This is a genomic window from Variovorax sp. PBL-H6 (assembly GCF_901827155.1).
GTDB lineage: Bacteria > Pseudomonadota > Gammaproteobacteria > Burkholderiales > Burkholderiaceae_C > Variovorax.
On the sequence record NZ_LR594659.1, the window covers coordinates 2,698,327 to 2,717,618 of the forward strand.

General features: G+C 67.5%; 15 protein-coding genes. 4 read left to right on the forward strand and 11 right to left on the reverse strand.

The window, feature by feature from the left end; genetic code table 11:
- Positions 1–16: 16 nt before the first annotated feature.
- Together G3W89_RS12780 and G3W89_RS12785 are read right to left on the reverse strand one after the other, a co-directional pair.
- On the reverse strand, positions 17–1,357 hold the full coding sequence (locus G3W89_RS12780) for an LLM class flavin-dependent oxidoreductase (RefSeq protein WP_162574433.1): 1,341 nt from the start codon (positions 1,355–1,357) through the stop codon (positions 17–19).
- Between the two features lie 108 nt (positions 1,358–1,465).
- Positions 1,466–2,458, reverse strand: coding sequence for a Bug family tripartite tricarboxylate transporter substrate binding protein (locus G3W89_RS12785; RefSeq protein WP_162574434.1), 993 nt, complete (start codon positions 2,456–2,458; stop codon positions 1,466–1,468).
- A 190-nt stretch (positions 2,459–2,648) separates the two neighbouring features.
- Between G3W89_RS12785 and G3W89_RS12790 the strand changes: the two genes are divergently transcribed.
- Positions 2,649–3,632 carry a LysR family transcriptional regulator gene (locus tag G3W89_RS12790; RefSeq protein WP_232076500.1) on the forward strand — a complete coding sequence of 328 codons (984 nt, stop codon included), beginning with the start codon at positions 2,649–2,651 and terminating at the stop codon, positions 3,630–3,632.
- A 108-nt stretch (positions 3,633–3,740) separates the two neighbouring features.
- On the forward strand, positions 3,741–4,871 hold the full coding sequence (locus tag G3W89_RS12795; RefSeq protein WP_162574435.1) for a zinc-dependent alcohol dehydrogenase family protein: 1,131 nt from the start codon (positions 3,741–3,743) through the stop codon (positions 4,869–4,871).
- Positions 4,872–4,923: 52 nt separating this feature from the next.
- Here the strand turns inward: G3W89_RS12795 and G3W89_RS12800 are convergent, their stop codons facing one another.
- The 7 genes from G3W89_RS12800 to G3W89_RS12830 all read right to left on the reverse strand — a co-directional run bounded on the left by G3W89_RS12800 (position 4,924) and on the right by G3W89_RS12830 (position 11,640).
- On the reverse strand, positions 4,924–5,808 hold the full coding sequence (locus G3W89_RS12800) for an MBL fold metallo-hydrolase (RefSeq protein WP_162574436.1): 885 nt from the start codon (positions 5,806–5,808) through the stop codon (positions 4,924–4,926).
- A 20-nt stretch (positions 5,809–5,828) separates the two neighbouring features.
- Positions 5,829–6,542, reverse strand: a complete 714-nt coding sequence (locus G3W89_RS12805) for an ABC transporter ATP-binding protein (RefSeq protein WP_162574437.1) — start codon at positions 6,540–6,542, stop codon at positions 5,829–5,831.
- Positions 6,539–7,315 carry an ABC transporter ATP-binding protein gene (locus G3W89_RS12810; protein ID WP_162574438.1) on the reverse strand — a complete coding sequence of 259 codons (777 nt, stop codon included), beginning with the start codon at positions 7,313–7,315 and terminating at the stop codon, positions 6,539–6,541. The genes G3W89_RS12805 and G3W89_RS12810 overlap by 4 nt, the downstream gene beginning before the upstream one ends.
- Positions 7,312–8,193, reverse strand: a complete 882-nt coding sequence (locus G3W89_RS12815) for a branched-chain amino acid ABC transporter permease (RefSeq protein WP_162574439.1) — start codon at positions 8,191–8,193, stop codon at positions 7,312–7,314. Before G3W89_RS12815 ends, G3W89_RS12810 begins: the two co-directional genes overlap by 4 nt.
- 10 nt (positions 8,194–8,203) lie before the next feature.
- Positions 8,204–9,076, reverse strand: coding sequence for a branched-chain amino acid ABC transporter permease (locus G3W89_RS12820; RefSeq protein WP_162574440.1), 873 nt, complete (start codon positions 9,074–9,076; stop codon positions 8,204–8,206).
- 121 nt (positions 9,077–9,197) lie between these two features.
- Positions 9,198–10,346: an ABC transporter substrate-binding protein gene (locus tag G3W89_RS12825; protein ID WP_232076502.1), complete on the reverse strand. Its 1,149-nt coding sequence runs from the start codon at positions 10,344–10,346 to the stop codon at positions 9,198–9,200.
- Positions 10,347–10,545: 199 nt separating this feature from the next.
- A complete protein-coding gene (locus G3W89_RS12830; RefSeq protein ID WP_162574441.1) occupies positions 10,546–11,640 on the reverse strand; it encodes an MBL fold metallo-hydrolase in 1,095 nt (364 codons plus the stop codon).
- Between the two features lie 131 nt (positions 11,641–11,771).
- On the opposite strand from G3W89_RS12830, the gene G3W89_RS33080 reads away from it, so the two are divergent.
- Positions 11,772–15,335 (forward strand): patatin-like phospholipase family protein, encoded by a 3,564-nt coding sequence (locus G3W89_RS33080; protein WP_197893551.1) that lies wholly within the window; start codon positions 11,772–11,774, stop codon positions 15,333–15,335.
- Between the two features lie 129 nt (positions 15,336–15,464).
- Complete coding sequence (locus G3W89_RS12840) at positions 15,465–16,328, forward strand: GDSL-type esterase/lipase family protein (RefSeq protein ID WP_162574442.1); 864 nt, start codon at positions 15,465–15,467, stop codon at positions 16,326–16,328.
- Here G3W89_RS12840 and G3W89_RS12845 read toward each other — a convergent pair.
- Both G3W89_RS12845 and G3W89_RS12850 read right to left on the reverse strand, forming a co-directional pair.
- Entirely contained in the window at positions 16,271–17,521 is a 1,251-nt protein-coding gene (locus G3W89_RS12845; RefSeq protein ID WP_162574443.1) for an acetate/propionate family kinase, read from the reverse strand. The genes G3W89_RS12840 and G3W89_RS12845 overlap by 58 nt on opposite strands.
- Positions 17,522–17,556: 35 nt before the next feature.
- Positions 17,557–19,260 carry a hypothetical protein gene (locus G3W89_RS12850; RefSeq protein ID WP_162574444.1) on the reverse strand — a complete coding sequence of 568 codons (1,704 nt, stop codon included), beginning with the start codon at positions 19,258–19,260 and terminating at the stop codon, positions 17,557–17,559.
- Between the last annotated feature and the right edge of the window lie 32 nt (positions 19,261–19,292).

Below are 19,292 nucleotides of genomic sequence, written 5' to 3' on the forward strand. Positions count from 1 at the left end.
CTGCCGGGCCCTCCGCTCAGGCCGCCTTGCGCCAGTCGCGCGCATTGGGGCGCGCAAGGCCCAGGTTGCCACGCAGCGTCTCGTGCTCGTATTCCTTGCGGAACAGGCCGCGGCGCTGCAGCTCGGGCACCACCAGACGCACGATGTCCTCATAGGTGCCGGGCACCGAGGTGGCCGACAGCACGAAGCCGTCGCAGGCGCAGCCGAACCACTCCTCCATCTGGTCGGCGACCTGCGTCGGGGTGCCGACGAAGCAGGGGCCCTCGCGCAGCGTGCCGCGGCCCGAGGCCTCGACGAAGTCGCGCACCGATGGGTTCTTCTTGCCGCTGACCTGCACCACGCGGTCGCGCAAACTCTGCCAGGACACGGCGGCAAGCTCGTCGTCGGTGAAGGGCAACTCGTAGGGGCGCTTGGAGAAGTCGACGTTGAGCACCTCGCACAACAGCGTCAGGCCATCGATGGGCTTGGCGGTCGCGGCGACCATGTCGCGGCGGTCCTTTGCCTCGGACTCGGTCGGCGCGACGATGATCTTCATCTCCGGCATCATCTTCACGAGGTCCGGGTCGCGGCCATCGTCGGCCACCGCCTGGCGCAGGGCCTGGTACTGCTTCTTGCCCGATTCGAGACTGGGATAGACGGCGAAGACCAGCTCGGCCCAGCGGCCAGCAAACTTCAGGCCGCGGCCGCTCGACCCCGCCTGCAGGATCACGGGGTGGCCCTGCTGCGAACGCGGCACAGTCAACGGGCCGCGCGACTTGAAGAACCTGCCTTCGTAGTCCAGGCGGTGCACCTTGTCGGGATCGGCGAAGCGGTCGTTGGTCTTGTCCACGATCAGGGCGTCGTCCTGCCAGCTGTCCCACAGGCCCAGCACCACTTCCATGAACTCGTCGGCGCGGTCATAGCGCAGGTCGTGTTCCATGTGGCCGGACTTGCCGAAGTTGGCCGCTTCCGAATCGTTGAGCGAAGTGACCACGTTCCAGGCCACGCGTCCGCGCGTCATCAGGTCCATGGTCGAGAAAAGGCGTGCCACGTGATAGGGCTCGTAGTAGCTCGTCGAATAGGTTGCGCCCAGGCCGAGCCGCGTGGTGGCCATCGCCATCGCCATCATCACGGTCGCGGCATCGAGCTTCACTGCGCGCACACCGTGCGCCACGGTCTCGCGGTGGCTGTCGCCGTAGATGTCCGGCATCGCCAGGCGGTCATCGAAGAAGGCCATGTCGAACTTGCCCTCTTCGAGGGTCCGGGCGATGCGCTGGTAGTACTCCGCCGAAGTGAAGTCCGTCATGCTCGACGGATGGCGCCAAGAACCGACATACATCGAGCAGTTCTGGGCTTGCATGAAAGCGACGAGCGCCATCTGGCGTTTTCTAGCGGAAGTGGTCATGGCTTGGATTGCCGCCCTGGCGGCTTGAGTGGGGTGAAGAGATGAAACGAAAGGCAGCCGGTGGGCTTGTCTGCGTTTGCATCAGTCGACTTGGGCACCGGAGTCCTTGACTGCCTTGCCCCAGCGCGTCAGCTCCTTGCGGATGAACTGGTCGAAGTCGCCAACCGAGCCGCCCGCTGGCGTCGCGCCGATGCCGGCCAGGTAGGTGGCGGTGGCGGGTGTCTTCAGCACGTGGTTCATCGCGGCGTTGACTTTCTCGACGATGGCCCGGGGCGTGCGTGCGGGCGCTACGAGGCCGGCCCAGGTCAGCGCCTCGAAGCCGGGCAGGCCTTGCTCTGCCAGCGTGGGCACATTGGGTGCAGCGGCCGAGCGCGTGAGGCTGGTCACGCCCAGCAGCTTCACGCGGCCGTTGGTGGCGTGCGGCAGGATGGAGGTCGATGTATCGAAGGCGAACTGCACCTGACCGCCGATCAGGTCGGTCACCATGGCCGGCGAGCCCTTGTACGGCACGTGCAGCAGGTCGATGTCGGCCGCCTTCTTCAGCATCTCCATCGCGATGTGCTGCGTCAGGCCGCTGCCGCCGGAGCCGTAGGCCAGCTTGCCCGGGCGCGCCTTGGCGTAGGCCACCATTTGCTGGAACGAGTTGATGGGCGTGCCGGCGTTGACGGCCAGGAACATCGGCGTCGTGTTGGTCAGGATGACTGGCGCGAAGTCCTTGATCGGGTCGTAGGGCAGCTTCTTGAAAAGCGCCGGGTTGATGGCCATCGTGGCGCCCGAGGTGATGAGCAGCGTGTAGCCATCGGGCTCGGCGTTCTTCACAAGTTCATGGGCAATGATGCCGGAGGCGCCTGCGCGGTTGTCGACGATGACGGGCTGCTTCAATTCCTCGCCCAGCTTCTGGGCGAAGTAGCGCGCCACACCGTCGATGGCCTGGCCGCTCGGAAAGCCCACCACGATGCGGATCGGCTTGTCGGGGTAGTTGGCGGCAGTGTCCTGCGCGGTGGCCAGCGAGGCCGTACCGGCCAGCAAGGCAGCCAGTGCAATGGACGCAACGGCGCGGCGGTTCGGGTTCATGTCTGTCTCCATTTGTTGAATCGGATGCACCTGCCATGCATGGCTGCCAGGCGGGCTCTGAGGCAAGTATCAAACCCCCGCGCGGAACGCACAATTCGCCGTATCTGATAGTCTTATTTGCCACGTCGATAAGTCGGCGCACTACCATCGCGCCCTCGATTGCCTCGCCAAACCACGCCGATTCCACCCCGTGACCACCTCACGCCCTCGCGCCGTCAAGGCCTCCAGCGCCCCGCAGGACCTGCCGCCATTGCGCATGGACCTGACGGAGCTGGAAACCTTCATAGCCATCGTGGAGCTGGGCAGCTTCAGCTTGGCAGCAACGCGCATGCATGTATCGCAACCTTCGGTCACCGCGCGCGTACAGCGGCTCGAGGAGCGGCTCTCCACCCAGCTGCTCAGGCGCACCACACGCCGGGTCGAGGCCACGAAGGAAGGCCAGCGCCTGTACGACGCCGCCACTCAGGCCTTGCACGGCCTCAAGCAGCTCGTCCGTGAGTTCGACGGCGCTGCGGCGCGCAGTGGCCAGCGCATCGTGGTGGCCGCCACGCCGATGATCGCGGCCACCGCCTTGCCGCCGCTGATACATGCCTACAAGAAGCGCTTTCCCGATGTGCGCATCAAGCTGCTTGATCTGCTCTACCGCGACGTCATCGATCAGATCGAGACTGGCGCTGCCGATCTCGGCGTCGTGGCTTTCGACGGCGATTCGGCCAAGCTGCGGTTCCAGCCACTGGCCGAAGAAGAGTTGCTGCTTGTCGTGCCGCAGGGGCATCCGCTGGCAGCAGCGGGCGCCGTCACACTGGAACAGGTCATGGGCTTCCCGCTATTGATCCTGGACCGCTACACCAGCCTCATCGGCTCCATCGGCGAAGAATGCCGGCAACGCAATCTGGCCTTCCCGTCGCTAAGCGAGGCGTCCAACCTGAACACGCTGCTGGGCATGCTCGACGCCGGCAACGGGATCACGTTCCTGCCCTCGTCCATGGCCCAGATCAACGCGCGCCGCGAGCGCGTCAGCTTGCACGTGACCGACGTACGGCTCACGCGCCAGTACGGCATCGTGCTTCAGAAGAAGGGCGGCTTGAGCGGTGCCGCACTGAACTTCGTGCGCTACCTGCAACAGGAATACGCCAACTCGCTGGCGGCAAAGACGCCCGCCGCCGGGGCCTGATTCATTCTGCGAGGCTATGGCTTATTCAGCATCGCTGAATTGCCTCGGACCCACCTACGTCCTAAGCTCGGCCTTCGTGCCCAGTGCTTATCCCCGACGAAGAAATACATGAAAACTCGCGCCGCCGTTCTCCAGGCCATCGGCCTGCCCGCTCCCTATGCCCAAAGCCTGCCGCTGCGTGTCGGCGATGTCGAACTCGATGCGCCCGGCCACGGCGAAGTGCTGCTGCGCATGCGGGCGGCCGGCCTGTGCCATTCCGACCTGTCTGTCATCAGCGGCGACCGCCCGCGTCCCGTGCCCATGGCCTTGGGTCACGAAGCCTGCGGTGAAGTGGTCGAGTGCGGTGCAGGGGTCACGGACCTGAAGCCGGGCGATCGCGTCGTGCTGGTGTTCATGGCGAGCTGCGGCTGCTGCCTGCCGTGCGCCGAGGGCCGTCCTGCCTTGTGCGAGCCTGGTGCTGCCGCCAACAACGCCGGCACGCTGGTCGGCGGTGGTCGCCGCTTGCATGGCACCGACGGCAGCGACATCTATCACCACCTTGGCGTCTCATGCTTTGCCGAACACGCCGTCGTGTCGCGCCGCTCGTGCGTGAAGATCGAGTCCGACATCTCGCACCGCGAGGCCGCGCTGTTCGGCTGCGCGGTATTGACTGGCGTCGGCGCGGTCGTCAATACCGCGCGCGTGCAGGCCGGCAGCACCGCAGCCGTCCTGGGCCTGGGCGGCGTCGGCTTCAGTGCGTTGCTCGGCGCGGTGGCCAGTGGCGCACGCGAGATCATCGCCATTGACCTGAACGAAGAAAAACTCCAGCTCGCCCGCGAACTCGGCGCCACCGCGGTTTTCAATGCGGCCCACCCGGACGCAGCCGATCAGATCCGCGAGCTCACCAAGGGTGGCGTGGATTACGCATTCGAGATGGCCGGCGCCATTCCCGCGATGGATCTGGCCTGGAAGATCACACGGCGCGGCGGCAGCACCATTTCAGCGGGCCTGCCGAATCCGGCGCTGCGCTTTCAGTTGCCGCCGGTGACGCTGGTGGCAGAAGAGCGCACGCTCCGCGGCAGCTACATCGGCTCGGCCGTGCCCGCGCGCGACATCCCGCGCTACATCGACCTGTACCGGCGCGGCAAGCTGCCGATCAACCGCCTGATGGGCAACACCCTGAAGCTGGACAGCATCAACGAGGGCTTCGATCGCCTTGCGACCGGCCAAGCCCTGCGCGACGTCGTGCTGTTCGACTGAAGACACTCGAGGCGCAGCTCGCAAGTGCTTCGCCGGATGCGCCGCCGCCCGCTCAGGGCTGCGCCTCGCCATCCCACCAGTAACCTCTTGCCGCCGGCCTGATCCTGCCGCCGAAGGGCGCCATGAAGTGCGCCGGGAGCAGCGTCGCCCCGCGGTCCACGCATTCGGCCAGCACCTTCTCGCGCGTCTGGCTGGCCTGCGCCTGGTCCTTGCAGCCGAAGCAGCTCCATGCCGGTTTCTTGAGCTGCACCGGGTGGTGGATGATGTCGCCGGTGAAGACCGCCGCATCGTCGCCCGACTTGAGCCAGATCGCCACGTGGCCCGGCGTGTGGCCGGGCGCAGGGGCCAGCACCAGGCAATCGGCGATCTCGGCGTAGTCGTCCACCACCAGTGCCTGGCCGGCCTCGATGATGGGCAGCACGCTGTCGCGGTACCCCGCCAGGTGGTGGCCATTGGAATCGCTGGCGAACTGGGCCTGCCAGTGGTCGTATTCCTTGCGCGAGAACACGTACTTCGCATTCGGGAAGGTCGGCACCCAGCGGCCGTCGAGAAGGCGCGTGTTCCAGCCCACATGGTCGGCGTGCAGATGGGTGCAGAGCACATAGTCGACCTGCTCGGGCCGCGCACCGGCTTCAGCCAGCCGATCGAGAAAGGGCGTCTGCAGGTTGCACCAGTCAGGGCGGCCGGGCCGCTCCTTGTCGTTGCCGATGCAGCCGTCGATGAGCACCTTGAAGCGCCCGGTATCGACCAGCCACGAATGCATGCTCAGCAGCAGCCGGCCGGTGTCGGCCTCGTAGTGTCCGGGTGCCATCCAGTGCAGGTTGGCGGCCACGTCCTCATCGGTCGACAGTGGGAAGAACTTGCGGAAGTCGAAACTGCGGTCGGTCATTTCTTCCACCCGGGTGGCGACCGCCTTGCCAATCCTGAATCGCACCATGTCCGTCTTCCTTTCGGGCCTCAATACAGTTCCATGAGTTTCGCGTTGTCGGCAAGCTCGGAAGGCAGCGTGTCGCGCACGATCACGCCGGACTTCATCACCACCACGCGGTCGGAAATCTTCAGCGCCTCCTTCACGTTCTGCTCGACGAGAAGGATCGACATGCCGGTCCTCTGCTGCAGTTCGCGAATCGGCCGCAGCAGGTCCTGGAACAGCTTGGGCGCCAGTCCGATCGAAGGCTCGTCCATCAGCAGGCAGCGCGGCCGGTTCAGGAGCGCGCGGGCGATGGAGACCATCTGCTGCTGCCCGCCCGAGAGCGAGCCGGCGCGGCTGCCGTAGAACTCCTTCATGACCGGTAGCACCGACAGCACCCATTCGACGCGGCTGGCGTGCTCGGCCGGCGGTACCTCGGCGGCCCAGAGGCCCAGGCGCATGATCTCGGCCACCGTGAGGCCGGGGAACACCCCGCGCCCCTCGGGCACCAGCGACACACCGCCCTTGACCAGGTCGCGCGGCCCACGCAGCGCAACGGCCTTGCCGTGCAGCGAGATCTGCCCGCCCTGCATCGGTACCAGGCCGACCAGCGACTTCACCAGCGTGGACTTGCCCGCACCGTTGTGGCCGATGAGGCACAGCACCTCGTTGCTGCGCAGCTCGAAGTCGAGGTTCTCCAGCACGGGCCGTCCGCCGTACCCGACGACCAAGCCCCTGACGCTCAGAACGGTATCGCTCATGCCGTTTGCTCCCCGAAGTAGATGGCGGCCAGGTGCGGGTCGGCCAGCACCTTGGCGGGCTCGCCGTCGGCCAGCAGCTTGCCCCGATCGAGGAAGGCGATGCGGTCCGAGATGCCGATCACGATGTCCAGATTGTGTTCGATGATGCAGACGGTGATGCCCATGCGGGTCTGCGAACGCAGGAGCTCCAGGAAGAGTTCATAGGAGCTGCGGTCCAATCCCGACGCGGGTTCGTCGAGAAGCCAGAGCTGCGAATCGGTGGCCATCACGCGAGCCATGCTCAAGAACTTGCGCTCGGCGTACGAGAGGTCGATCGCGCGTGTCTTCGCCTTGTTCAGGAGGCGCGTGGCCTCGAGGATGTCGCTCACGCGGTCCTGTCGCTGGCGCTTTCTTGCGCCGCCGCCGCTCTGCCAGAGCCAGGCGCTGGGCTCCATCACGGTCAGCACGTTTTCCTCGACCGTCATGTGGTCGAACAGGCGCAGGTCCTGGAAGGTGCGGCCCACGCCGCGACGCGCGATCTTCCAGTGGGCTTCTCGGCCCAGCACCTCGCCGTTGAGCAGGATCTCTCCCGAGTCGGGCACGAGATGGCCGGTGATCTGGTTGAACAGCGTGGTCTTGCCGGCGCCGTTGGGACCGACCAGCGTCGTCACGATGCCGGGGCGCAGGCTCAGCGAAACATCGTCGGTCACCTTCAGACCACCGAAGCTCTTGTTCAGGTGCCGTATCTCGACAACGGGCTGCACGGGGGCGCCCGCAAGGTTCGTCCCGTTCATTTCACGCCCTCCTTTCGCGCGCCGGCGATGCCGCCGGGCCGATAGATCATCAGCAGCACCATGACCAGGCCGTACACGATCTGCTGGATGGAGCCGATCTCGGTCTGCGGCAGGAAGGACATGTAGCTGAAGAGGCTGGGCAGCACCATCAGCAGAACGGCGCCCACGATAGGGCCGAGCACCGTGCCCGTGCCGCCGATGATGATCATCGCCATCAGCAGCACCGAGGTGTCGAGCGTGAAGCTCTCGACGTTCACGAAGGACAGGTAGAACGCATAGGTCACGCCGCCCACGGCGGCCAGTGCCGAAGACACTACGACGGACAGCGTCTTGATTGCCGCCACGTTCTTGCCGGACGCATGCGCGGCCGACTCGCTGTCGCGGAGCGCGCGCAGGTTGCGCCCGAAGCTGCTCCGCAGCAGTGCAGTGGTGAAGGCCACGACCAGCACGAGGCAGGCAAAGGCCAGGCCCAAGGTCTCGAATGGTCCGACGATCTCGTAGCCGAAGACCTGGGCCGGCGGAATCGCGCTCAGGCCGCTGACGCCGCCAGTGACCGATTTCCATTCGGCGAACACCGTGACGCCCAGCACCTGCAGGCCGAGCGATGCCGCGACGAAGTACTCGCCGCGAACGCGCAGCGCCGGAAGGGCCAGCACCAGCGACAGCAGGCCGGCGACAGCCATGGCCACCGGCAGCACGATGAACAGCGAGGCGCCGAACTGCAGGCCGAGATAGGCCGCGGTATACGCGCCGATGCCGAAGAAGATGGCGTGGGCCAGCGAGAAGATGCCGGCGTAGCCGAGGATGAAGTTGAGCGTGACCGCAAGAATCGCGTTGATGCAGATCAGCGTGGCCAAATTGAGGAGATAGGCAAGCATGTCGATGGCCTCAGGAGGTCACGGGGCGGCCGAAGAAGCCGGAAGGGCGCAGCAGCACGAAGAGGAACAGCACCACGAAAGTGACGGCCTCGCTCCACTGGGGCGGAAACCACAGCAGCGCCAGGTTCTCCGCCAGGCCGAGCAGGAGGCCGGCGCAAGCGGCGCCGCGCAGGCTGCCGACACCGCCGACGATGGTCGCTGCCAGGCTGATCAGCATCACGTGATGGCCGATGGCAGGGTTCAGGCCGGCCGATGCCGCCGTGAGGATGGCCGCGGGCACCACCAGCAGCGACCCGAGTGCGAATACCAGTGTCGAGAGCTTGCGTGGGTTCAGGCCATAGGCGCGCACCAGCTCCGGGTTTTCGGACAAAGCGCGCAACGCGATGCCGGCATTGGTGCGCATCAGGAAGGCCTGCAGGCCTGCGAAGAACACGGCGGCGCAGCCGATGGCGATCAGCGACAGCGGCGAGCCGAACAAGCCTGGTGCGAGTTCGATGCTGCTCGACAGCGGCGTCGAGACCGACACGAAGCTGCGCCCGAACAACATGCCGATGGCGTTCTGTACCACGATGCCCGCGCCAAAGGAGGCGACGAACACGGTGAAATACGAGCCTTCGTGCCGATGGATGGGCGCGTACACGCAGCGGTCCATGAAGACGCCGAAAGCCACGGCTGCCACGCCCGCTGCGAGGGCGGCGAACCCCCAGTGCAGGTGCGAAACGGAATAGAGCCAATAGAAGATGTATGCGGCGATCGTGAACGTCGAGCCGTGCGCAAAGTGAAACACCTTGGTCGAGCCGAAGATCAGCGAGAACCCGACGGCGGTCAGGGCATAGAGCGCCCCGACCTGCAGCCCGTTGAGCAGGAGTTGCAGGAAGAGCATGGGAACAGGCGTGTGTCAGGCAGTCTGGAGCGGAAGGAGCCGCACGGGCGCGGCGCGAGCGGGCCGACTGTGGTCACTGCGCCAGTGGCGCGGCGCAGTAGCGGTCCAGTGGCGTGTGCGCTTAGTGCGCCGGCAGGACCTGGATCATCTTCGACGTCTTGCCGTCGTATTCATTGACCTGGATCGGCATGGCCACGGTGCCGTTGGCCTGGAACTCCATGCGGCCGCCGACCATGTCGAAGGCCTTGGTCTCGTCGCGCTGGGCGAGGAGGTTCTCGCCGGTGACGGGCTTGCCCTTCTTCTGCAGGTCATGCGCCAGCAGCGCGAAGAGGCGCACCGCGTTGTAGAAATTGGCGCTGTACACCGTCGGCATCTTGCCGCCGTTCTTTGTCTTGAAGTCCTGCACATAGCGCTGCGTCACCGGGTCCTTGGCGGCCCAGTTCACGCTCTGCGTGGTGTACAGGGTGCCTTTGGCTTCGGGCAGTACCTCGAGTTCGGGCATGGCGAAGGCCGAAAAGCTGGCCAGCTGCTGCTGCACGCCGTTGTCACGCATCTGCTTGACGATCTGCACCTGCTGCGCGCCCCACGATGCGATGTAGATCACATCGGGCTTGGCCTCTCGCGCCTTCGCGGCGATGCTGCTGAACTGCTGCTGCGTCGCAGGGATGGAGATCGCCTCGACGAGTTCGGCGCCCAAGCCAGGCAGGCTGGTCTCCATCTGTTTGCGCACGGCCTGGCCCACGGTCTCGTCGACATAGACCAGCACGAAACGCTTGAGCTTGCGCTCCTTGACCAGGTAGGGAAGCATGGCCTGCACTTCGAAGTTGACCAGCGGAATCACGCTCCAGAAATAGCTGCCGAGGTCAGCCAGGTCGGGTGCGATGCCCGAGCCATTGAGGATAGGCGTCTTGGTGCGTGCGCCGATGGGCGCCGTCGCCTTGAGCACGCCGGTGAACGACGACAGCACGTAGGGCACCTTGTCCACGTTCACCAGCTTGTTCATGCTGATCACGCCCCGTTGCGGCGTGCCCTGGCTGTCTTCGTAGGTGATACTCAGTTTGCCGTTGATCATCTTGTCGGCATTGGCATGCTCGACTGCCAGGTTGGTGCCCGACATGAAGATGTCGCCGTACGAGCCGTTGGGCCCGCTCAGGGGGAAGTTGGCGCCGATCTGCAGGTTCTGGGCATCGGCTGCTCCTGCTAGACCAAAGGACAGGGCGCAGGCGGCCGCGAACGCAGCCTTCCGCAGGGAAGTGGCGAATACCGTCAAGTCTTATCTCCAGAAATTGTCTCGTGATTTTCCGGGGGGAGATGGCTGCGAACAATTCACTTACGTCTATAGGCTTATAGGCCGGGTGTATGACTCTCGCAGCCCAGCGCTCGGGCGGGAGCGCGTTCGATTTGGTGGGTTCAACGGGGAACGCACTCGTGCGATGCCTTTGGCCTGTCGCCCCCACGGCGGCCGCGCCTCACCTGAGGCCTTCCCACCAGAGGGCATTGGTGCGCGGCTTTCCGATGGTCAGCACTTCTCCGATCTCCGGCGTTGCCAGCTCGATCTTCTTCGCCTGCGCCAGCTTCGCGATGCGATCCATTGGGTCATGCCAGGTGTGGAAGGCGAGGTCGAAGGTGCTGTTGTGCACCACGTACAGCACCTTGCCGCGAAGATCTTCGAAGGCGCGCACGCTCTCTTCAGGCGTCATGTGCACCGAGGGCCAGTAAGCGTCGTAGGCGCCGTTCTCCATCAGCGCCAGGTCGAAGCCACCGAAGCGCTCGCCGATCTGGCGAAAGCCTCCGAAGTAGCCCGAGTCGCCGCTGTAGAAGATGCGCTCGCCACCGCTCTCGACAATCCACGAAGCCCAGAGCGTCTTGTTCCGGTCGGTGAGCGTCCGGCCCGAGAAATGCTGTGCCGGTGCGGCCGTGAGCCGCACGCCGTCGTGCTCGGCCGCCTGCCACCAGTCGAACTCGGCCACGCGCTCGGGCGGCACGCCCATCTCCACCAGCCGGGCGCGTACGCCCAGGGGGACGAAGTAGCGCTTCACACGCTGCGCCAGGTATTCGATCGTCGGTACGTCGAGGTGGTCGTAGTGGTCGTGCGAGAGGATCAGGCCCTCGATGGGCGGCAACTGCTCGAGCCGCAGCGGCGGCTTGTGAAATCGCTTCGGCCCGATGAAAGAGAAGGGCGAGGCGCGCTCGCCGAACACCGGGTCGATCAGCCAGTACTTGCCGCGCAGCTTGAGCAGGTGCGAGGAATGGCCGAGGCGGATCACGTGGTTGGCGCCGCGGTCCAGCGCTTCGAGCTGCGCGGGGTCCAGCGCCCGCACGGGGATGGGATCGACCGGCACGGTGTCGGTCTTGGTGCCGCCCAGGAAGCGCGACCAGATCTTCCACGAGCTGGCCGAAGGCAGGGCCTGCGGGTTGGGGAGGTTCTGGAAGCTGCAGTCCTTGAACTGCGGGGAGGCCGCGTAGGGCGTCTCGCACGCGCTGCTCGCAGTGCTGGCGCAGCCGGCAACCAGGCCGAAGGCCGAGGCCAGGATGAGGCTCTTGCAGAGGAGGGCGGTGGTCATCGGTGGCTCCGGTGGGGGGGAGGGCCGTTGCGGCGAGGGCCGAGCTTACCTGCGATCCGGCATAGGCCGTTCGCGCCATTGCCGCCCCCTGCCAACCATGAAATATTCCGTGCGGAACGACGAGGAGCCGCATGGACGAGGTGATCCGCAAGCTGGTCACGGCCCGCCGCGAGGCGCTCTCGGGCACCGACGACGGCCGCCGGCCGTGGGGCCTGGCGCTGTCGGGCGGCGGCATCCGCAGCGCGACCTTCTGCCTCGGCTTGCTTAAGTCGCTGGCCGCGCGCCGGCAGTTGCTCGAGTTCGACCTGGTCTCCACCGTCTCGGGCGGCGGCTACATCGGCGCCACGCTGGGGCGTTTGTGCACCAACGCGAAATCGGCCGAGGAGGTGCGCGAGATCGAGCGCGCCTTCGGCGATGTCGACCGCGCGCGCTTCGGCTGGTGGTTGCGCGGCAACGGCCGCTACCTGATTCCGGGTGGCCTGCGCGACACCCTGTTCGCAGGCGCGCTCTACCTGCGCAACCTGCTGGGCACGCACATCGAGATTGCGATCGCCGCCAGCCTGATCGGCATGGTGCTCGCCGCAGTCAACCTGCTGCTGTGGGACTCGGTGTTCCGCGCGGTCGATCTCAACAGCGTGCCGCCCGATTCCGTCGTCGGCGTCAGCGACCTGGACAGCGTGCATTCGCTGCGCCTGCTGGTCCAGTGGGCGACGCAGTGGCCCACCCTGTGGTTCACGCTGGTGGGGCCCTTCATCGCCTCGATCGTGCTGGCTTGCGCCTACTGGTCGGTGCGCGACCGGAAGTCCACGGCATCGATGCTGCTGCAGGTGGCGATGTGGTGCGCGCTTGCCGCGGGCGCCTGCTGGGTCGGGCCACAACTGGTGCGCCACTACAGCGGGCCGCTGTGGCTGGCGCCCGCCTTCGTCGGTTTCGCGTTGTGCTGGATGGTGGCGCTGCTGTGGGTGCTGTGGCGCAGCCAGAAGCGCTCACCCGCGGAGCTGCGCAACGACCTGACCGACGGGCTCGCTTCGGTGATCAACACCGCGCTGCTGATCGTGCTGCTGGGCCTGCTCGACCGGGTCGGCTGGTGGATCGCGGCTGAAAGCCAGGACCTCCGCGCCTCCTACGGCGCCGCCCTGCTGCTGGTCGCGGCGGCGCTGCGCGGCGTGCTGCCGATGCTGCTGTCTCAGAAGAGCCAGGCGCCGGGCATCGGCAAGTCGCTGATGCTCAACCTGGCCAGCCTGGCAGGGCTCCTGCTGGCTTTCTGCCTCGCGGCCTGGTGGGTGGGCCTGGTGTACGCGGCGACGCTGGTGCCGGTGTTCACGCCGTCCGGGCTGGACTTCTCGCGCGGCTGGGTCTGGCTGGGCACCATCTTCATCATCGTCTTCAGCTACGCGCTGGTGACGGGGCGCAACTTCGCCTTCCTCAACGTCTCCTCGCTGCACATGTTCTACAAGGCGCGGATCGTGCGCGGCTACCTGGGCGCGGCCAACGCGCGCCGCCTGGGCGCGAGCCCGACCGAGCAGGTCTCGGGGCTGGAGCCACCGCAGGTGCCTGTGGGGGAGGTCGATCCGCAGGACGACATTTCCCAGCTCCGCTACGCGCCGCACCTGCACGGCGGGCCGGTGCACCTGGCCAACGTCTGCATCAACCAGACGCACGACACCAAGCAGAAGCTCTTCAACCGCGACCGGCGCAGCCTGCCCCTCACCATCGGCCCGCAGGGCTGGATGCAGGCCGGTGGCGCCGGCTGGGCGCAGGCGCACGGCGACGGCGCGCTCACCCTCGGCGCATGGACCGCGATCTCGGGCGCGGCCTTCGCGCCCGGCCTCGGCCGCCTGACCAAGCGCGGCATCGCGGCGCTGTCGGTCTTCGCGGGCCTGCGCCTGGGCTACTGGTGGAACAGCGCCGAGGCCGGCATCGTGCAGCACGGCGCCGCGTTGCATGGCAGCCCGCTGCTGATGAAGACGCGCTTCATGCTGCTCGAATGCTTCGGCGTCTTTCCCGGCAGCAGCTCCGCCAACTGGTACCTGAGCGACGGCGGGCATTTCGAGAACACCGGCGCCTACACGCTGCTGCGCCAGGAGGCCGCGCTGATCGTGATCGCCGATTGCGGCGCCGACCCGGACTACCGCTTCTGCGATCTCGAGGTCCTGATCCGCCGCGCGCGCATCGACCTCAACGCCGAGATCACCTTCATGAAGCCGCGGCCCGGCGGCGATTGGACGCACCTGGGCGCCTTCGGTTCGCTCAACGATCTGGCCTCGACCCAGAGCCAGGCCTGCCTGGCGCTGGCGCAGGTGCGCTACGCCAGTGGCGCGACCGGGCAGATCGTGCTGGTGAAGCCCAATGTGTCCGCCGCGCTGCCAGTGGACCTGGTGAATTTCAAGGCAGCCAATCCGCTGTTTCCGCAGCAGCCCACCACCGACCAGTTCTTCGACGAGGCGCAGTGGGAGAGCTATTTCCGTCTCGGCGCCGAGATCGGTACGCGACTCGAAGGCGAAATGCTGGCGCAGGTGGCGGCGGGCGCCCCTGGCATGTTCGTGCCTGACGACGGGCAGCCGCAGCAAGTCGCGAAGGCCACCACCCAGGGCGATCCCGAGTCGCTGGACAAGGACAGCGCGACCGCCGCCGCGGCAGGCTCCATGAGCCGCCTGCAGGCACGCGTGATGCGGGCGGGCGCCGTCACTGCCTCGGTGGGTATCGGCACCGCCGCGACCTTCGCCGTCGCGGCATGGCAGGGCATCGACAGCTGGCGCGCGCAGCGGGCCGAGACGGAGAAGGCCGAGAACAGCTCCTTCAAGGAACTGACCGAGCACTGGGCCCGCCTGCAGGCGAGCGCCTCGACCGGAGAGGCCTCCGCGCAGCTGGCCGCGGAGCTGCTGCGCACCGGCGACCTGCTGTGCCGCGACGGCCGCGACAACTTCATGGCCAGGTTCCGGCTCTCGGTGCGCATCGTGGATGACGCCAAGCAGGCCTGCGCCAGGGAGCCCGCCGAGCAGCGCACGCCGGCCTGCGCGCGCCTGCTCGATGCCGGCAACGGCATCGACTGCCTGCAGCCCGCGCAGGCGCCGCCCTGCGCGCCGCGCTACTGGGCCCGCGACTACACCGGTCAGGTCGGCTCGAAGCAGAACTGCAGCGGCATCCTGCCCGCGCCCTGGCCGGCCCTGGTGTGGCTGCGCGACCGTATTCAGGACCTGGGTCCGGGCGAAGTGCAGGTTGGGTCGGTCCGGTTGCCTGCGCCCGGCCCGCAGGCGCAGCCCTATCCGATACCGGTGCCCGGGCCGGGCGTCGAGCCCTCGAACGGGACCGAGGCGCCCCCGCTCCCGCAGCCGCCGGCGGCCGATGTCTGCGCCGGCACGGTGGTCTACATCCAGCTCTACGGCCCCGCGCTGCGCGATCGCGCGCGCAGCTGGCGCGGCCCGTGGCGCACGCTGGGCGCCTCGGTGCCGCCCATCGAGGACGTGCTGAGCACCTCGCGCCGCGCGGGGCGCTCGCCGCCAGCGGGCCATCCGGAGCCCACGGTGATCATCCGCGACGAGAAGACCCGCCCCTGCGCCGAAGCCATGATTCAGACCGCCGCCTCGCCCACAGGCCAGCCCTGGGCCATCAAGTTGCGGCCGCAGGGTGGCGCCGAGACGAAGAGCAACATCGAGGTGTGGCTGCCGCGCACTGGCGGGCCATTGGCGAACTGAAGGCACGGGCCCCCTGAAGCCGAGCCTTTGGGCAAGAGTGCGAAGGCAGTTGTTGGATCAAGTGGGCCGTCGTTGATGCAAAGCATGCGCCAGCCAAAGCGGGTTCAGTGACGCACTAGGAGAAGAACCATGGCGACCCTCGGCAAGCCCATCGTGATGGTGCGCCCGGAGCAGCTCGGCTTCGGCGAGCGCAGCGTGAGCCCCTCGGACTTCGGCTGGCTCATGCTGGCCGAAGGAGACTCGTGGTTTTCCTTCGGCTCGCTGCTGGGCAACAACCTGCTCAACCGGCTGACCTTCACGCGCAGCACGCTTGTCACGAACACGGCGCGCCCGAGCGACACGCTGGCCCACGTGGTCGACTGGTGGCGCGACCCGGCCTTCGCGACCCTGATCGCGGGCGGGCGGCGCGGCCGCCGGGGCTGGGCCTTCGATGCGATCCTGCTGAGCGGCGGCGGCAACGACCTGATCGACGCCATCAGCGATCGCCGGGTCGACCAGCAGCTGCTGCGCCGACTGTCCCCCGGCAGTGACCCGGCTTCGCCCGCGGACTGCATTCATCCCGAGGCCTGGGCAGCGTTCGAGACCTACCTGCGCGCCAACTTCGCGATGGTTTCGCAGCTGGCGGCCGGGAGTGCACAGAATGGCAGCACGCCGATCTTCGTGCACACCTACGATTACCCAACGCCCAACGATGCACCCGCCGCGCCGGGCCGCGGCCCCTGGCTGCTGCCGGCCCTGCTGGCGCACCGCATTCCCGAGCCGATGCACCAGCCGCTGGCTGATCACCTGATCGAGCGCCTGGCGGGCGTGGTGCGCACGCTGGGCCTCGCGAACGTGCATGTGATCGACACCCTCGGCACGCTGACCCGCGCTGCGGCCGGCGCCAAGGGCGACAGCCACGACTGGCTCAACGAGATCCACCCCAATCCGCAGGGCTACGGCAAGCTGGCGTCGGTATGGCGCGCTGGGATCGAGGGCGTGATCGCTCCCTGAGCACCTGCACGGATCACGCGCAGCGCATGGCGGGCGATCATCGCCTCCTCGTCGGTCGCGATCACCCAGGCGCGGGCTTGCGAGCCGGGAACCGAGACCACGCGGTCCTCGCGACCCTCGGGCTGCGCGTCGCGATCGAATGCAATGCCGAGCCATTCCAGCCCCGCGAGCACCTCGGCGCGCACCCGCCCCGAGTTCTCGCCGATGCCGCCGGTGAAGACGAACGCATCGACGCCGCCCAGCGATGCTGCGAGCGCGCCGGCCTCGCGCCGGACGCGGGTGCAGAAATACGCAATGGCCTCGCCGGCGCGCGGATCGTCCGAGGCCTCGAGCTCGCGCATGTCGTGCGAGATGCCCGACAGGCCCTTGAGACCCGACTCCTTGTAGAGCAGGTCGGACAGGCGCGCCGCCTCGTAGCCGTGCGTTTCGATCAGGTGCAGCAGCACGCCCGGGTCGATCGCGCCGCAGCGCGTGCCCATCGGCAGGCCGTCGAGCGCGCTGAAGCCCATCGTCGTGTCGATCGATTGCCCGCCGCGCAGCGCGCACATCGACGCGCCGTTGCCGAGGTGCGCGACGATCACGCGCCCCGCCGCCTCGCGCGGCGACAGCTCGGCCAGTCGCCCGGCGATGTACTCGTAGGAAAGGCCATGGAAGCCGTAGCGACGGATGCCCGCGTCGAAGTAGTCGCGCGGCAGCGCATAGGCTTCGCGCAGGAAGCCGCCGCCGCGATGGAAGGCGGTGTCGAAGCAGGCCACTTGCGGCACGCCGGGGAAGGCGCGGCGCGTCGCCTCGATGGCGGCGATGTTGTTCGGCAAGTGCAGCGGTGCGAGCGGCACCAGCGTGCGCAGTGTCGCCAGCATCGTGGCGTCGATCAATGTCGCCGTGCTGAAGCGCGAGGCGCCGTGCACCACGCGATGCCCGACCGCGGCAAGGCGCAGCTGCGGGAAACGCGCCTGCATCAGCGCGAGGATCGCGGCGAGGGCGTCGCGCTCGTTGTTCAGCTTGCCCGCAGGCGCGGCTGCGTCATGCAGCACGCGCCCATCGGCGGCTTTCGCCTCGAGCCGGGCGTCGCCGCCCAAGCCGTCGACCTGGCCCGCGGCGGCCCGTTGCAGGAGATCGTCTGCGCCAACCGAGAACAGTGCGAACTTGATCGACGACGACCCGGCGTTGAAGGTGATGATGTGGTCGGTCATGAGGCTTGTTCGTGCGTCGGCTCTCGGTCCGGACTTCAGTCCGACCCCGGCCGCCACACCCGCGCCAGCACCGCGAGCCGGCTCCTGAAGCTGTGCCGCTCGTCCGAGAGCGCGTCGATGAAGTCCGAGAGCCGCTTGGACTTGATCATGGTGTAGAAGGTCAGCCAGGTGGTGAAGGCACCCACCACGCCGAACCACAGGAGCTTTCGCCAAAGCGGCGCGTCCGCTTCGGCCAGCAGGTTCATCCCGAGGAAGCCCGTGGTGACGGTGCCGATCAGCCCGAACAGCGTGACGACCGTGAGGCGCACCACCGTGTTCGCCTGCCGGCGCAGGCTGTCGGCGTCCAGGTAGGTGTTCATGTCGGCGATGCGCTCCTTGACCTCTTCGTAGAGCGGATCGAGCGCCAGGTGCGTGGTGCACAACCGCGACAGCGCGCGCACCTGCGCCTGCTCCGAGATCTCGTGGAACCAGTAGCGGTGGGTGAAGCGCAGGAAAGCCTCGAAGCTCGCGCGGATGGCCCGCTTGAACAGCTTGACGCTGGCCAGGTCATGCACGTCGAGCCGGCGCAGCGCTTCGACCAGTCGATCGGAGAACATCAGCAGCGCGGCCTTCTGGAAATGCGCGATGAGGAACACCAGGAAGTGCTGGTGCCGGAACTGCGCCAGCACGCCGCGGTCCCGGCAGCAGAAGAACTCCGAGTCCGCTGCGCCGACCACCACCATCGAGCGGCCGCTGCACAGGTAGCGCGTGTTCGGCGCGCTCCCCGCATCGACCCAGAAGCGGTCGTAGCAGTAGCGCTGCTCGAAGTCTGCCAAGTGTTCCTCGGCGAAGGGCAGGGGGCCGTTGCCGCTGACCACGGGCTCGGCCGCGCCAGTAACGAGTGCCAGCCGGATGAAGTCGCTGCGCGAGAGACGGCGCGGATCGTCGAGGGCCAGGTAGGCCATCAGCGGCATCCGGTAGTACTCGAGCTGGCGAAAGCGTAGCGGGCCGGCCTCACCGGAATGGTCGCTGACCAGCGGCTGCATCAACCAGGCCCAGTGCGCTGCAATGCGCGGCGCACGGTGCTCGGCCACATGCTCGAGGAAGAGGTCGCGCTGCTGCGCATCGGAGCTCGCGAGCACGCGGCCGCCGGCATCCAGCCACTCGACGCCGGCCATGCAGTGCAGCGCCGCGCCCTGCGCGTCCCAACCGCCGGGATAGGCGCGGCCGAAGCGGTAGAGGACCTCCTGCGCCTGCGGCAGGCTCAAGTCGTCCACGCCCACCTCCATGTTGAGCATCACCACGTCGACGTCGAAGAAGAAGTAGAGGTCTGCGTGCACCACCTGCAGCGTGATGGGCGCATCGCCCGTGCGCGCGACCACGCGGACGGCCGCGAGGTCGCGCCGTCGGAAGATGCGCATCGGCGACTCCCCGCCCGTGCCGCCCGCCTCGCGGCCGCGGCGGCCTTCGCCGTAAAGGAAGCGCTGCACATAGGGCAGGAAGCTCACGAACTCGTTGTAGTGGCGCTCGTGGAAGCCTTCGCTGCTGCCCGTGTATTCGTCCACCTCCTCGCGCCAGGGCGAGGCAGGGCCCATCTCCTTCAGCAGCTGCCACGGACTGCGCCGATGTTGCTGCTGTCCCTGCACCGGCATCAGGCGCAACGGCCACAGCAGGTTGGCCCGCAAGTGGCGCACCGCGGGCGCCGTGCCTGCGCTTGCCGCCTTCGCCGCAGCTTCTGATGTTGGAGTGATCTGCTGCATGCCGCGAGTGTAGGCATGCGCATGCCGCCGGG